This window comes from Kineothrix alysoides, from assembly GCF_000732725.1.
Lineage (GTDB): Bacteria > Bacillota > Clostridia > Lachnospirales > Lachnospiraceae > Kineothrix > Kineothrix alysoides.
In genome coordinates this window covers 1,614,803-1,628,382 of the sequence record NZ_JPNB01000001.1, presented here as the reverse complement: position 1 = coordinate 1,628,382, position 13,580 = coordinate 1,614,803, and the positions used below count along the sequence as shown (strand labels likewise).

The 13,580-nt window shown below is 44.7% G+C and carries 11 protein-coding genes; all 11 read left to right on the top strand.

Annotated elements, in window-relative coordinates; translation table 11 throughout:
* The first annotated feature begins 36 nt into the window (after positions 1 to 36).
* Positions 37 to 300: an RNase P modulator RnpM gene (gene rnpM / locus CC90_RS0107695; protein WP_031390214.1), complete on the top strand. Its 264-nt coding sequence runs from the start codon at positions 37 to 39 to the stop codon at positions 298 to 300.
* Positions 297 to 605 carry a L7Ae/L30e/S12e/Gadd45 family ribosomal protein gene (locus CC90_RS0107690; protein ID WP_031390213.1) on the top strand — a complete coding sequence of 103 codons (309 nt, stop codon included), beginning with the start codon at positions 297 to 299 and terminating at the stop codon, positions 603 to 605. Before rnpM ends, CC90_RS0107690 begins: the two co-directional genes overlap by 4 nt.
* Positions 606 to 621: 16 nt before the next feature.
* Positions 622 to 3,798 carry a translation initiation factor IF-2 gene (gene infB / locus CC90_RS0107685; protein WP_081905905.1) on the top strand — a complete coding sequence of 1,059 codons (3,177 nt, stop codon included), beginning with the start codon at positions 622 to 624 and terminating at the stop codon, positions 3,796 to 3,798.
* A 49-nt stretch (positions 3,799 to 3,847) separates the two neighbouring features.
* Complete coding sequence (gene rbfA, locus CC90_RS0107680) at positions 3,848 to 4,219, top strand: 30S ribosome-binding factor RbfA (RefSeq protein WP_031390211.1); 372 nt, start codon at positions 3,848 to 3,850, stop codon at positions 4,217 to 4,219.
* 50 nt (positions 4,220 to 4,269) lie between these two features.
* Positions 4,270 to 5,229, top strand: a complete 960-nt coding sequence (locus CC90_RS0107675; RefSeq protein ID WP_031390210.1) for a DHH family phosphoesterase — start codon at positions 4,270 to 4,272, stop codon at positions 5,227 to 5,229.
* A gap of 28 nt (positions 5,230 to 5,257) precedes the next feature.
* Entirely contained in the window at positions 5,258 to 6,160 is a 903-nt protein-coding gene (gene truB / locus CC90_RS0107670) for a tRNA pseudouridine(55) synthase TruB (protein WP_031390209.1), read from the top strand.
* Position 6,161: 1 nt separating this feature from the next.
* The gene (gene ribF / locus CC90_RS0107665) at positions 6,162 to 7,085 is read left to right on the top strand and encodes a riboflavin biosynthesis protein RibF (protein ID WP_031390208.1); all 924 of its coding nucleotides are present in this window, start codon (positions 6,162 to 6,164) and stop codon (positions 7,083 to 7,085) included.
* Between the two features lie 173 nt (positions 7,086 to 7,258).
* Complete coding sequence (locus tag CC90_RS0107660) at positions 7,259 to 8,431, top strand: C40 family peptidase (protein WP_108702615.1); 1,173 nt, start codon at positions 7,259 to 7,261, stop codon at positions 8,429 to 8,431.
* A 129-nt stretch (positions 8,432 to 8,560) separates the two neighbouring features.
* Positions 8,561 to 8,827: a 30S ribosomal protein S15 gene (rpsO, locus tag CC90_RS0107655; RefSeq protein WP_031390206.1), complete on the top strand. Its 267-nt coding sequence runs from the start codon at positions 8,561 to 8,563 to the stop codon at positions 8,825 to 8,827.
* A gap of 207 nt (positions 8,828 to 9,034) precedes the next feature.
* Entirely contained in the window at positions 9,035 to 11,134 is a 2,100-nt protein-coding gene (locus CC90_RS0107650) for a polyribonucleotide nucleotidyltransferase (protein ID WP_031390205.1), read from the top strand.
* A gap of 270 nt (positions 11,135 to 11,404) precedes the next feature.
* A complete protein-coding gene (locus tag CC90_RS0107645) occupies positions 11,405 to 13,468 on the top strand; it encodes a thioredoxin domain-containing protein (RefSeq protein WP_031390204.1) in 2,064 nt (687 codons plus the stop codon).
* The last annotated feature ends 112 nt before the right edge of the window (positions 13,469 to 13,580 follow it).

Here is a 13,580-nt window from a genome sequence, read left to right as displayed (position 1 = left end):
CATCAATTGATACTATAAGTTCAGAAAGGGTATGATATGGCGAAGAAGATCCCTTTGAGACAATGTATAGGCTGCGGTGAAATGAAGAGCAAGAAGGAAATGATGCGAGTTTTGAAAACTGCAGAGAACGACATTATTCTCGACGTAACAGGAAAAAAGAATGGAAGAGGCGCTTATGTATGCATTTCTGAGGAATGCCTCAAAAAGGCAAGAAAGAATAAAGGACTTGAGCGATCTTTCAAAATGAGTATTCCAGATGAGGTTTATGAAAAGCTGGAGAAGGAGTTCAGAGGAGAATGAATAAAATATATTCATTACTCGGCCTCGCTGCCAGATCCAGAAATGTAGTGAGCGGAGAGACAGCAACAGAAAAAGCAGTGAAGACGGGAAGTGCGGTATTGGTCATAGTCAGTAAGGACGCTTCCGATAATACCATAAAAATGTTTCGCAATATGTGTGACTTTTATAATGTGCCGTTTTTTCAATATGGAACGAAAGAGGAACTGGGGCACGCCATGGGTAAAGAAATGCGCTCTTCATTAGCAGTAACGGATAATGGATTTGCAAAGTCCATAAAGAAGCATTTGGAAGCATCAGAAGAATAAAACGGAGGTAGTGAGCATGGCGAAAATGAAAGTACATGAACTTGCGAAAGAATTAGATAAACAGAGTAAAGATATTCTCTCTTTTCTACAAGAAAAGGGAATAGAAGCTAAGGCACCGCAAAGTTCTATCGAAGACGATGCAGTAGCGCTTATAAGAAAGCAATTTGGGAAAGAGAGGGCTGAGACGACGAAGCAGGAAGTTGTAAAAGCAGAGCAGGAAACAGCAGATATACCTAAGAAAAAGAAGAAAATTATTTTTGTGAGTAATCCTCACAACAGCAAGATGCCGGGACAAAAGCCCCAGCAGCAGGGCAGTGAGAGAAAATCGGCCCCAGCTCCTGGCAATAACAATCCGGTGAATGCAAATCAGAAAAAGGCTGCAGAGCCTTATCGTCCGGTAAAACCATTGACGCCACCTTCGCCTACTCCTCCCGTGACGATGGTATCGTCTGTTAATACACTCAAAAAGGAGACGAAACCGATGCAGGAAGCAGCTCCCGTGACGGAGACTCAGATATCGGCAGTAAGTACGAGAGAGACGGATACTGCGGAAAGAAACAGCTATACTAATAATCGCAGCGGCAATACGGAATCACCGAGAAGAACGGATAACAACAGAACCGACGGAGGAAACAGACCGTATAATAACAACAGAACCGATGGCGGAAACAGGCCGTATAATAACAACAGAACTGACGGCGGCGGAAACAGGCCGTATAATAACAACAGAACTGACGGCGGCAGCAACAGACCGTATAATAATAACAGAACTGATGGCGTTAGAACTGACGGCAGCAACAACAGACCGTATAATAACAACAGAACTGACGGCGGCGGAAACAGACCGTATAATAATAACAGAACTGATGGCGTTAGAACTGACGGCAGCAACAATAGGCCATATAATAACAACAGAACTGACGGCGGTGGAAACAGACCGTATAATAACAACAGAACTGACGGCGGCGGAAACAGACCGTACAATAACAACAGGACTGACAGCGGCAATAACAGACCGTACAATAATAACAGACCAGATAATAACAGAAATGAAAATCGGAGCGACAATAGAAATGATAACCGGGGAACGAATCGCCCTCCTTATGCAGGCAATCAGGAGAATCAAGGCGATAGGCGCAATTATTCTTCTAATACAAGGGGCAATAGGCCTTTTAACAATAATGAAGGCGGTGGCAGAGGCAATGCAGGGGCGGACAATAAGTTCAGAAAAGCTGCACCTGCCAAAGGTTTCGTGCCGGAAAGCCCGGTAAAGGATACTGAAAAGCACAGAGACGAAGAAAAGCGCAGAATCAGTCAGGAAAAAGATAAGCGTTCCAAAAAAGATTTCATTTACGAAGAGGATGTAAAAACGCTGAACAAAAATAAGGCCGGAAGGTTCATCAAACCGGAAAAGAGGGCGGAAGATGCAAAGGAAGAGCAGATTAAAGTAATTACAGTGCCGGAATTCATTACGATTAAAGATTTCGCGGATAAAATGAAGCTGCAACCCTCTGCCATCATTAAAAAGCTATTCCTTCAGGGCCAAGTTGTAACAGTGAATTCCGAACTTTCCTTCGAAGAGGCGGGAAATATCGCGATCGAATACGATATTATCTGCGAAAGAGAGGTCAAAGTTGACGTCATCGAAGAGCTGTTAAAGGAAGAAGACGAAAAAGAGGAAGAGTTGGCTACAAGGCCCCCGGTCATATGCGTTATGGGTCATGTCGACCATGGAAAGACTTCGCTGCTAGACGCTATCCGTAAGACCAACGTAATCGATAAGGAAGCCGGCGGCATTACACAGCACATCGGTGCTTATACGGTAAATGTTAACGGTCAGAAGATTACTTTCCTCGATACACCGGGCCATGAGGCCTTTACCGCAATGCGTATGCGCGGGGCGAATTCCACGGATATTGCCATCCTCGTAGTTGCGGCGGACGACGGTGTAATGCCACAGACAGTAGAAGCGATCAACCACGCGAAGGCGGCAGGTATCGAAATTATCGTGGCTGTCAACAAGATAGATAAACCCAGTGCCAATATGGACCGTGTAAAGCAGGAAATGACAGAATACGAGCTGATTCCTGTAGATTGGGGCGGAACGACAGAATTCGTGCCCGTTTCTGCAAAGTCAGGAGAAGGCATCGATACGCTGTTAGAGACCATTCTGCTTACGGCAGAAATTCTGGAGCTTAAGGCAAACCCTGAAAGACGTGCAAGAGGTCTCGTCATCGAGGCGGAATTGGATAAGGGAAGAGGCCCGGTTGCCACTGTGCTGGTACAAAAAGGTACGCTTTATGTGGGAGATTTTATTTCCGCAGGAGCATGTCACGGTAAAGTAAGGGCTATGATCGACGATAAGGGAAGAAGGGTAAAAGAAGCACTTCCTTCTACTCCGGTAGAAATTTTAGGACTTTCCGACGTTCCCAACGCAGGCGAAGTGTTCATCGCTCATGAAAACGATAAGACTGCGAAAACTTATGCAGAAACCTATCTTTCTCAGAATAAAGAAAAGATGCTTGAGGATACTAAAGCCAAGATGTCTCTTGATGATCTCTTTACGAAGATTCAGGCAGGTAATTTGAAGGAACTCAACCTGATTGTAAAGGCCGACGTACAAGGAAGCGTAGAGGCGGTAAAGCAGAGCCTTCTCAAGCTTTCCAACGAAGAGGTGGTAGTAAAATGTATTCATGGCGGCGTAGGCGCTATCAACGAGTCGGACGTATCGCTGGCATCGGCTTCGCAGGCAATCATCATCGGCTTCAACGTCAGACCGGACGCTATGGCTAAGACCATATCGGAGAGGGAAGGCGTAGATATCAGACTTTATAAGGTCATTTATCAGGCAATAGAGGATATTGAGGCGGCGATGAAGGGTATGTTAGACCCCGTATTCGAAGAGAAGGTAATCGGCCACGCGGAGGTGCGACAGATATTCAAAGCATCAGCAATCGGCAATATTGCAGGATCCTATGTGCTGGACGGCATATTCAAAAGGGACTGCAAGGTTCGCGTTACGAGAGAGGGCGAGCAGATCTTCGAAGGCGAGCTGGCTTCTCTTAAGAGATTCAAGGACGACGTCAAGGAAGTAAAAGCCGGATTCGAGTGCGGCCTTGTATTTGAAAGTTTCGACCAGATACAGGAGTTGGATATCGTAGAGGCTTATATTATGGTAGAGGTACCCCGCTAAGGAGTTTTATGCCTGGTGCGGTACGGCCTTGAAGGAAATGGATGATAATATGAGAAAAAATAGTTTAAAGAATACACGGATCAACGGGGAAGTGCAGAGAGCTTTGGCTGAAATCATACGCGGCGGAATCAAGGACCCGCGTATCAGCCCGCTTACCTCAGTGGTATCGGTGGAAGTGTCTCCGGACTTAAAGACATGCAAGGCATGGATCAGCGTGCTGGGAGAGGAAGAGGCACTAAAAAGTACGCTGGCCGGCTTAAAAAGCGCGAGCGGCTACATTAAGAACCAGCTGGCGAAAGAAATCAATCTAAGAAATACGCCGGAGATTACTTTTATTATGGACCAGTCCATCGCTTATGGCGTGAACATGTCCAAGCTGATCGACGAAGTGAATAAGGACGGCAGCAAAGAAGAGGAATAAGAAGTAAATGTTTGATTTCCGCTTGTGTAGGCGGAGGAAGGGGGCGGACGATGAAAATTTCAGAAGAAGTAAAGGGAGCGCAGACTATTGGCATCAGCGGCCATATCAGACCCGACGGAGATTGTGTCGGCTCCTGCGTGGCTTTATATATGTACTTAAAAAAAGAATTTCCCAAGGCTCAGGTGGAGGTGTTTCTAGAGCAGCCACCGGAGGTTTTCGATTGCCTCGGGGCCGTGAAAGAAATCCGGACCGATTTTAAGACACAGGTGGAACAATTCGATGCTTTTATTGCGCTCGATACGGTGAAAGAGCGTATGGGAGAGGCGGAAAAGCTTTTTGACAATGCGGTTAAGAAGATAAATATCGACCACCATATCAGCAATAAAGGCTGCAGCGGCACGAATTATATCGATGCGCAGGCCAGTTCTACCAGCGAGCTGATTTACAAAGTATTAGATGAAGAAAAGCTGGATGAGGAAATCGCTAAGGCGATTTATATTGGTATCATACACGATACGGGAGTCTTCAATTATTCCAATACAACACCGGACGCACTTGCGATAGCATCTAAGCTGATTTCCTTCGGCTTTGATTTTTCTGGAATCATAGAAAAGACCTTTTATGAAAAGACCTATGTGCAGAACCTTCTGCTGGGGCGTGCGCTTTTGGAAAGTATTACATTTATGGACGGGAAATGTATTGTCAGTGCGATACATCAGAGAACCCTCGCTTTTTATCATGCGGACTCTAAAGACCTGGAGGGTATTGTGAGTCAACTTAATCATACGGAGGGTGTGGAGTGCACCATTTTCATGTATAAGACGGGAATGATGGAATACAAAGTAAGCCTGCGCTCCAAAGGAATGGTGGACGTAGCGCAGATTGCCGTATTTTTCGGCGGTGGTGGGCATGTGCGGGCTGCAGGCTGTACGATGAACGGTACCTTTCACGATGTAGTGAATAATCTTTCTCTGCACATCGAAAAAGAATTACAGAAGAACATGAAATAAAAGATGCAAAAGACAGTGGAGAGGGAAGATGTATAACGGAATTATCAATGTATATAAAGAGGCAGGATTTACTTCCCATGACGTAGTGGCGAAGCTTCGCGGAATATTGAAGCAGAAGAAGATCGGGCATACCGGGACGCTGGACCCGGATGCGGTAGGGGTGCTCCCGGTATGCCTTGGGAGTGCTACGAAGCTGTGCGATATGCTTACGGATAAGAGCAAGGAATATCAGACGGAATTTCTTCTTGGAAGAGTAACGGATACGCAGGATATTTCGGGTAAAGTCCTTTCGGAAGAAACGGTGGACATTACCGTATTACAGACGCAGGAGGCGATCTTGTCCTTCGTCGGGGCCTATGATCAGGTTCCGCCCATGTATTCTGCCATTAAAGTAGACGGAAAGAAGCTGTACCAGCTTGCGCGCGAAGGTAAGGAAATCGAGAGGAAGGCAAGGCCGGTACACATTGATTATATAACAATAAGCAGTATAGAGCTTCCCAAGGCCGCTATGACGGTAGGATGCTCCAAGGGTACCTATATCAGGACGCTATGCCATGACATCGGCCAGAAGCTGGGATGCGGGGCCGTGATGACACATCTGGAGAGGACCCGTGCCGGTGGCTTTGTTTTGGAAGATGCTATGACGCTTGGCGATATAGAAAAGGCTGCAGGGCAGGGAACGATGGGGAATTACATACTTCCGGTGGATGCAGTCTTTAAAGATTATAAAGCGGTAACGGTAGAGGAAAAGTTTAAGAAGCTAATCGATAACGGGAACTCCTTTTACGCCGACATGCTGATTACGGAGGACGCATACGGGGATAAAGAGACGGTGCGGGTGTACGGCGGCGAAGGAAAGTTTTACGGTATATATGAATATTGTTCACAAGAGGAGCGGTTTGTTCCCGTGAAAATGTTTTTGGAGAAATAAAATGCAAATTATTCAAGGAACGACAGAATTCGAGTTGTGTGGAAAGAGTGCAGTTTCCATAGGTAAGTTCGACGGTATCCATTTGGGGCATCAGAAGCTGCTTGGCAATATATTAGAGCAGAAGGAACAAGGTCAGAAAGCGGTTGTTTTTACCTTCGATCCCCCGCCATCCGTACTTTTTGGAAGGGCGGATGACAGGGAATTAATGACGAAGAAGGAAAAGAGAATGGCCTTTGAGCAGATGGGGATCGATGTGCTCATAGAATTTCCCTTGACGGTGCAGACTGCCGCTACTTTACCTGAAGATTTCATCGAAGATATTCTGGTGAAGAAGCTCCATGCCGAATACATAGCAGCAGGACCTGACGTGTCTTTCGGCGATAAGGGAGCCGGAAATTATATGCTCCTTCGTTCCATGGCAGGGCGTTTCGGATATCAGGTGGAGATTATTGATAAGATTTACTTTAACGGACGGGAAATCAGTTCCACCTACGTGCGGGAGGAATTAGAGAAAGGCAATATGGAAATGGTGGCTAAGCTGTTGGGCGCTCCTTATGGTATAAGCGAGACGATAGCGCATGGAAACAGTTACGGCAGAACGATTGGAATGCCTACGGCAAATCTCCTGCCTTCTGCGGCTAAGCTATTGCCCCCAAGGGGGGTCTATTATTCCGAAGTATTTATAAAAGAAAGGAAATATGCCGGGATAACGAATATCGGATACAAGCCCACAGTAAGCGACAACGGGCAGATGGGTGTGGAAACCTTTATTTATGAATTCGACGAGGATATTTACGGAGAAGAGATGACGATAAGGCTGCTTTCTTATAAGAGGCCTGAGAAGAAATTTGACGGCAAGGACGCTTTAAAGGAGCAGATGATGAAGGATATCGAAGAAGGAAAAGCATTTCACTTCGGATCCTGAACCTTATGCCTGAAAGGGACAGCCAGATTTAGAAAGACAATGCAGAAAAAAGTAGAAAAAGCGCGAACACTTCCAAAGTTTCCCGCTTTTTTTTATTTGACAGCGGTATTTTCTATTGTTATAATAACCCTGTAATATATTTAATAATTTTGTAATATATCACGGAGGTTTTCATGAAATATAAACTAACGGGCATTGCCAGCATGTGCATAACGGGAATGATTTTACTGCAGAATACTCCGGTATATGCGATAGAAGGCAGTGAAACTCTGGAGAAGCTGTTCGTATCGAAAGAGGTTTCGTCTGTCGCAAACGATGAACTGGGAACGAATTATTCCATAGCAGAGAGCATGGCTGCGTCCAGTGTGCTGAAGTCGAAGGCAGTTGCGGCCACGGAACCGATAAAGGAATCAATAGCACAGCCGGTAGGAGCAGCAGCCTTGCTGGAAGCAGAAAGGACGCAGGCGGAATATATCGCTGCGGCGGATGATGCTCAGGGGGCGCTCTGGGGATATACGAATCTCGGCATTTCCAATGTGGACAATAATTTGAATATCAGACAGACGCCTGCGGATGACGGAAAGCTGGTAGGGAAGCTTCCGAAGAACGCGGCCTGTGAAATCATAAAGAGCGAAGGAGAATGGACGCTTATCAAGTCTGGAAAGGTAGAGGGCTATGTGAAGAGCGAATTCCTATTGGACGGCTGGAATGCGAAAAAACGTGCGAATGAAGCGATGGCTGTAGTTGCGGTAGTCAATACCGACAGTTTAAAGGTCAGAGAAAAGCCGAATACGGACTGTGAGATAATTACTATGGTTCCTCAGGGAGAAGAACTGGATGTGGTTGCAGTTGAGGGCGACTGGGTTAAGGTTCTGATTGACGATGAGGAAAATTATGTTGCGGCGGAATATGTCAGCGTGGAGGAGAAGCTTGCAAAAGCCATTACGATGACTGAGTTGTTATATGGACAAGGCGTGTCCGACATTCGTGTGGATTTGTGCCAATATGCGAAGCAGTTTGTGGGAAATCCTTATGTATGGGGAGGAACGAGCCTGACCAAGGGGACGGATTGCTCCGGATTCGTGCTCAGCGTATTTAAAAACTTCGGCATCTCCTTGCCTAGAAATTCAGGCTCGCAAGCGGGAGCAGGGACGAAAATATCCATCTCCGAAGCTCAGCCCGGCGATTTGATTTTCTATGCGAAAGGCGGCAGCATCAACCATGTGGCACTGTATATCGGCGGAGGCCAGGTGGTGCATGCCAGCAGCCCTAAGACGGGAATTAAGATTTCTAAATATAACTATCGGACCCCTGCAAAAATAGTACGGGTTTTGCCCCAAAATTGATTTGTGGTGTTTACATGAAGAATAAAATGTGTTAAAATAGCAAAGTATGATATGGAACCGATACTCAGATTAGGGACGACTCCGACCCGATCTTAGTATACGGCGTTAAGACAAGAAGGAGGAAATCAAATGATTTCAAAGGAAAAGAAAACAGCAATTATTCAGGAATACGCCAGAACAGAAGGCGACACCGGCTCACCGGAGGTACAGATTGCGGTACTTACAGCGAGAATTCAAGAGCTTACAGAGCATTTGAAGAACAATACTAAGGATCATCACTCAAGAAGAGGTCTTCTCAAAATGGTTGGACAGAGACGTGGTCTGCTCGGTTATTTGAAGAAAACCGACATTGAGAGATATCGTTCTTTAATTGAAAGACTCGGAATCAGAAAGTAATTATTAAATGGAAAAAAGGCGGATACAGACTGATAGGTTGCAGTGTCCGTCTTTTTATGCGTAAAGCGGTATTTGTTAATAAAAGGCAGAGGGGATACTCCGAGACCACTGATGTGAGCTCGAACTTAAAAGTTTTTCTGCTTCGAGAGTACATCAGTAGTTTCGGTATCTCTTGCCTTTTAAGTATAAAAAAGGAGAAAAGAGTAAATGGAAAAAAATTACAAAACTTTTACAATGGATCTTGCTGGAAGAACTCTGCGCATCGATATAGACAGAGTCGGCAAGCAGGCAAGCGGCTGCGCATTCATGCAGTATGGTGAGACTACCGTGCTTTGTACGGCTACGGCTTCCGATAAGCCGAGAGAAGGAATCGATTTCTTCCCTTTAAGCGTAGAATATGAAGAAAAATTATACGCAGTTGGAAAGGTTCCCGGTGGATTTAATAAGAGAGAGGGTAAGGCTTCTGAGAACGCTATTTTAACGAGCCGCGTTATCGACAGACCGATGCGACCTCTTTTTCCTAAGGATTACAGAAATGATGTCACTCTCAGCAATATGGTAATGTCTGTAGACCCGACCTGCCGCCCTGAACTGGTAGCGATGATCGGTTCCGCAGTTGCAACATGCATTTCCGACATTCCCTTTGACGGACCGTGTGCTACGACACAGATAGGTATGATCAATGGTGAGTTCGTCATCAACCCTTCTCAAGAAGAGTGGAAAATCGGCGATTTGAACCTTACGGTAGCTTCTACCGGAGAAAAGGTGATTATGATTGAGGCCGGTGCGAACGAGGTGCCGGAAGACAAAATGATAGAAGCGATTTATTTGGCACATGAAATCAATCAGACGATAATCGCATTCATCAATCAGATTGTTGCAGAGGTAGGAAAAGCGAAGCACGAATATACAAGCTGTGCAGTACCGGCAGAAATGTTCGAAGAGATGAAGAAAATCGTAACTCCTGAAGAAATGGAAGAAGCGGTATTCACCGATGAGAAACAGGTGCGTGAAAATAATATAAGAAAGATTACGGCGAAGCTGGAAGAGGTCTTTTCGGAGAACGAAGAATGGCTTGCTATCTTAGGCGAAGCGATTTATCAGTACGAGAAGAAAACAGTACGCAAGATGATTTTAAAGGATCACAAGCGTCCGGACGGCCGTGCGATCAAGCAGATCAGACATCTCGCAGCCGAAGTTGATTTGATTCCCCGAGTGCATGGATCCGCAATGTTTACACGCGGTCAGACACAGATTTGCACGGTAACAACGTTGGCGCCTCTGTCAGATATGCAGAGAATTGACGGTTTGGATGAAAATGAAGTAAATAAGAGATATATGCACCACTACAATTTCCCGTCCTATTCGGTAGGAGAGACGAGACCCAGCAGAGGGCCCGGACGCCGTGAGATAGGACATGGAGCTTTGGCAGAGAAGGCTCTTATTCCTGTACTTCCTACGGAAGAGGAGTTCCCTTATGCGATTCGTACGGTATCCGAGACGTTTGAATCCAACGGTTCTACCTCTCAGGCATCCGTTTGTGCCTCCACGATGTCCCTTATGGCTGCCGGTGTGCCTATCAGCAAGCCGGTTGCCGGTATTTCCTGCGGTCTTGTGTCGGGAGATGGTGACGAGGATTATATCGTGCTTACGGATATCCAGGGCCTGGAAGATTTCTTCGGAGATATGGACTTCAAAGTGGCCGGTACTCACGACGGAATTACCGCTATTCAGATGGATATTAAGATTCATGGTCTGACCAGACCTATCGTAGAGGAAGCGATTCGCAATACGAAAGAAGCGAGAGAGTATATTCTTAACGAAATTATGATTCCCGCTATCGCTGAGCCCAGAAAAGAAGTAGGACCGTATGCACCTAAGATTATTTCCGTTCAGATCGATCCGGAAAAAATCGGTGATGTAGTCGGACAGCGCGGTAAGACCATCAATGAAATCATCGCACGTACTGGCGTTAAAATTGATATTACCGATGATGGAAAAGTATCTATCTGCGGTACAGATGCAGAGATGATGGATAAAGCAGTGGAAATCGTTAAAATCATCACGACCGACTTCCAAGAAGGACAGATTTTCAAGGGAACGGTTGTCAGCATTAAGGATTTCGGTGCATTTGTGGAATTCGCGCCGGGCAAAGAAGGAATGGTTCATATTTCCAAGATTGCAAAGGAAAGAATCAACCGCGTAGAGGATGTGCTGTCTCTTGGAGATAAGGTGACAGTAGTATGCCTTGGCAAGGACAAGATGGGAAGACTCAGTTTTTCTATGAAGGACGTAGCTCAGGTATAATTGAATTGAAAAGATAACAATAAATATGTTGAAAGGAAGCTTTGATGTATAAAGCTTCCTTTTTGTAATTGAAATATATCTCGTTGTGCAGTGGAATAAACTTTAATAATATAAGATTTAGATTTAAGATATAATCAGAGTCCTTAGATGGGTGTCGAAACAGTATTGTAGAGAAGACTATTCCCGATAAAAAAGAGATACTTTTATGGTATCCTTTCTTTTTTTGGACACACTATAAAGCAAATACTTTGGCAATGAAAGAGAGGTAAAATGTCTGCTAGTAAAACCACAGAGTTCAATAGATTAATTCATGAAAAATCGCCTTACCTTCTACAGCATGCTCATAATCCAGTGCATTGGTATCCATGGAGCGAAGAAGCGTTTAAAAAAGCAAAAGCGGAAAATAAGCCTGTATTTCTTTCCGTTGGCTACTCCACCTGTCACTGGTGTCATGTCATGGCTCATGAATCATTTGAGGATGCGGATGTAGCAGCGGTGCTTAATAACGATTATATCTGCATCAAAGTAGACAGAGAGGAACGCCCTGATATTGACGCAGTCTATATGGCGGCATGCCAAATGCTCACCGGTTCAGGCGGCTGGCCTCTTACTGTTATCATGACGCCGTCTCAAAAACCGTTCTGGGCCGGAACATATCTGCCGAAAGTAGCAGCTTATGGCAGAATGGGACTTATGGAACTGCTGACAGCTGTTAAACAGGTATGGGAAACGGACTGTGATGTTCTTCTTTCGAAGGGAGAACAAGTTACAGCCTTATTGAATGGGCATAAGGAAACCGGCAGAAAGAACAGAGAACCAAATAAAGCTCTTTTGGTAAAAGCGGTGGAGCAGTTTAAGAGTATTTATGATACCCAATGGGGGGGATTTGGAACAGCACCCAAATTTCCGACGCCTCACAATTTCCTGTTTCTTTTACTGTATTCTTTGCTGGAAAAAGAATCTTTTATATTAGATGCGGTAAAGCACTCGCTTACTCAAATGTTCCGCGGTGGGATCTTCGATCACCTCGGAGGCGGTTTCTCGCGTTATTCCACCGATGAAAAATGGCTTGTCCCTCATTTTGAAAAAATGCTCTATGACAATGCCTTGCTTACTCTTGCTTATTTGGATGCATACCACATCACTAAGGATGTATTTTTCCAAATGGTAGCAGAGCGTACTCTGGATTATGTGATGCGAGAACTGTATGATGAAAATGGTGGGTTTTATTGCGGACAAGATGCGGACAGTGATGGTGTCGAGGGAAAATATTATGTATTTACAAAACGGGAAGTATTTAATGTATTGGGTGAACAAGATGGAGATATTTTCTGTTCATGGTATGGAATAACTGAGTATGGAAATTTTGAAGGAAAGAACATTTTAAATTTACTGGACAATCCTAAATATGCCGGGATGGATCTTAGAATAAAAGAACTTTCTCATAAACTATACACTTACCGTCTGAATCGTACTCAGTTGCATAAAGATGATAAGGTACTTACTTCATGGAATGCTCTTATGATTGCAGCGTTGGCAAAAGCGGGATGGTTGCTCGATAACCCTGGATATATACAAACAGCAAAGAAAGGGCAGTACTTTCTGCAAAAGGCCCTAATTGATGAAAACGGTGAATTAAAGATTCGCTGGCGTAAAGGAGAGGCTGCACACGCGGGTCAGCTCGATGATTATGCATTTTATGCTTTTGCGCTACTCGAGTTGTATAAATCCACATTTGAAATTGAATATTTACAGCAGGCTATTTATATTTCAGAATTAATGATCAGTCATTTCTGGGATCAAGAACGAGACGGATTTTTTCTCTATTCTAAAGATAGCGAGCAGCTGGTCAGTCGTCCGAAAGAAACTTATGACGGTGCGATTCCATCTGGTAATTCGGTAGCGGCAGTCGTGTTGGAATGCCTTTCAAAATTAACGGGTGAAACGAAGTGGCAGGAAATAAGTTATCGTCAATTTTGCTTTTTGACCGCTTCAATACAAGAGTATCCGGCAGGGCACAGCATGGCTTTGCTTGCTGTCTCTCAGGCAGTTTATTCTTCTTTTGAACTTGTTTGTGCAACTGCTGAAAAAAGTATTCCGGAAGAATTGATCACCTATCTTAAAAAAACACCTTTACCCAATTTGACATTGCTTGTCAAAACCCATGAAAATAAGGAAGAATTGAAACAAGTAGCCCATTTTACGTCAGACTATCCGATTCCCGAAACCGGAACGATGTATTATTTGTGCCATAACGGAGCATGTTCCGCACCGTTTAATGACCTTTCGGCATTATTTGAGCAATTACACATGGAAATGGGAAAAAAGTGTTAGAAGGCAGAGAAAAACAGAGTAGTTAATCAATAACCCCAAAAGGTATGACAAAGGCAAGATTTCTATCAAAAGTGATAATAGAAAAGCGATAATACAAAAGAGCTGATAGTAT

Coding starts and splice junctions, on each gene's coding strand:
- rnpM (WP_031390214.1), top strand. CDS start 37: ATGGCGAAGAAGATCCCTTTGAGACAATGTATAGGCTGCGGTGAAATG.
- CC90_RS0107690 (WP_031390213.1), top strand. CDS start 297: ATGAATAAAATATATTCATTACTCGGCCTCGCTGCCAGATCCAGAAAT.
- infB (WP_081905905.1), top strand. CDS start 622: ATGGCGAAAATGAAAGTACATGAACTTGCGAAAGAATTAGATAAACAG.
- rbfA (WP_031390211.1), top strand. CDS start 3,848: ATGAGAAAAAATAGTTTAAAGAATACACGGATCAACGGGGAAGTGCAG.
- CC90_RS0107675 (WP_031390210.1), top strand. CDS start 4,270: ATGAAAATTTCAGAAGAAGTAAAGGGAGCGCAGACTATTGGCATCAGC.
- truB (WP_031390209.1), top strand. CDS start 5,258: ATGTATAACGGAATTATCAATGTATATAAAGAGGCAGGATTTACTTCC.
- ribF (WP_031390208.1), top strand. CDS start 6,162: ATGCAAATTATTCAAGGAACGACAGAATTCGAGTTGTGTGGAAAGAGT.
- CC90_RS0107660 (WP_108702615.1), top strand. CDS start 7,259: ATGAAATATAAACTAACGGGCATTGCCAGCATGTGCATAACGGGAATG.
- rpsO (WP_031390206.1), top strand. CDS start 8,561: ATGATTTCAAAGGAAAAGAAAACAGCAATTATTCAGGAATACGCCAGA.
- CC90_RS0107650 (WP_031390205.1), top strand. CDS start 9,035: ATGGAAAAAAATTACAAAACTTTTACAATGGATCTTGCTGGAAGAACT.
- CC90_RS0107645 (WP_031390204.1), top strand. CDS start 11,405: ATGTCTGCTAGTAAAACCACAGAGTTCAATAGATTAATTCATGAAAAA.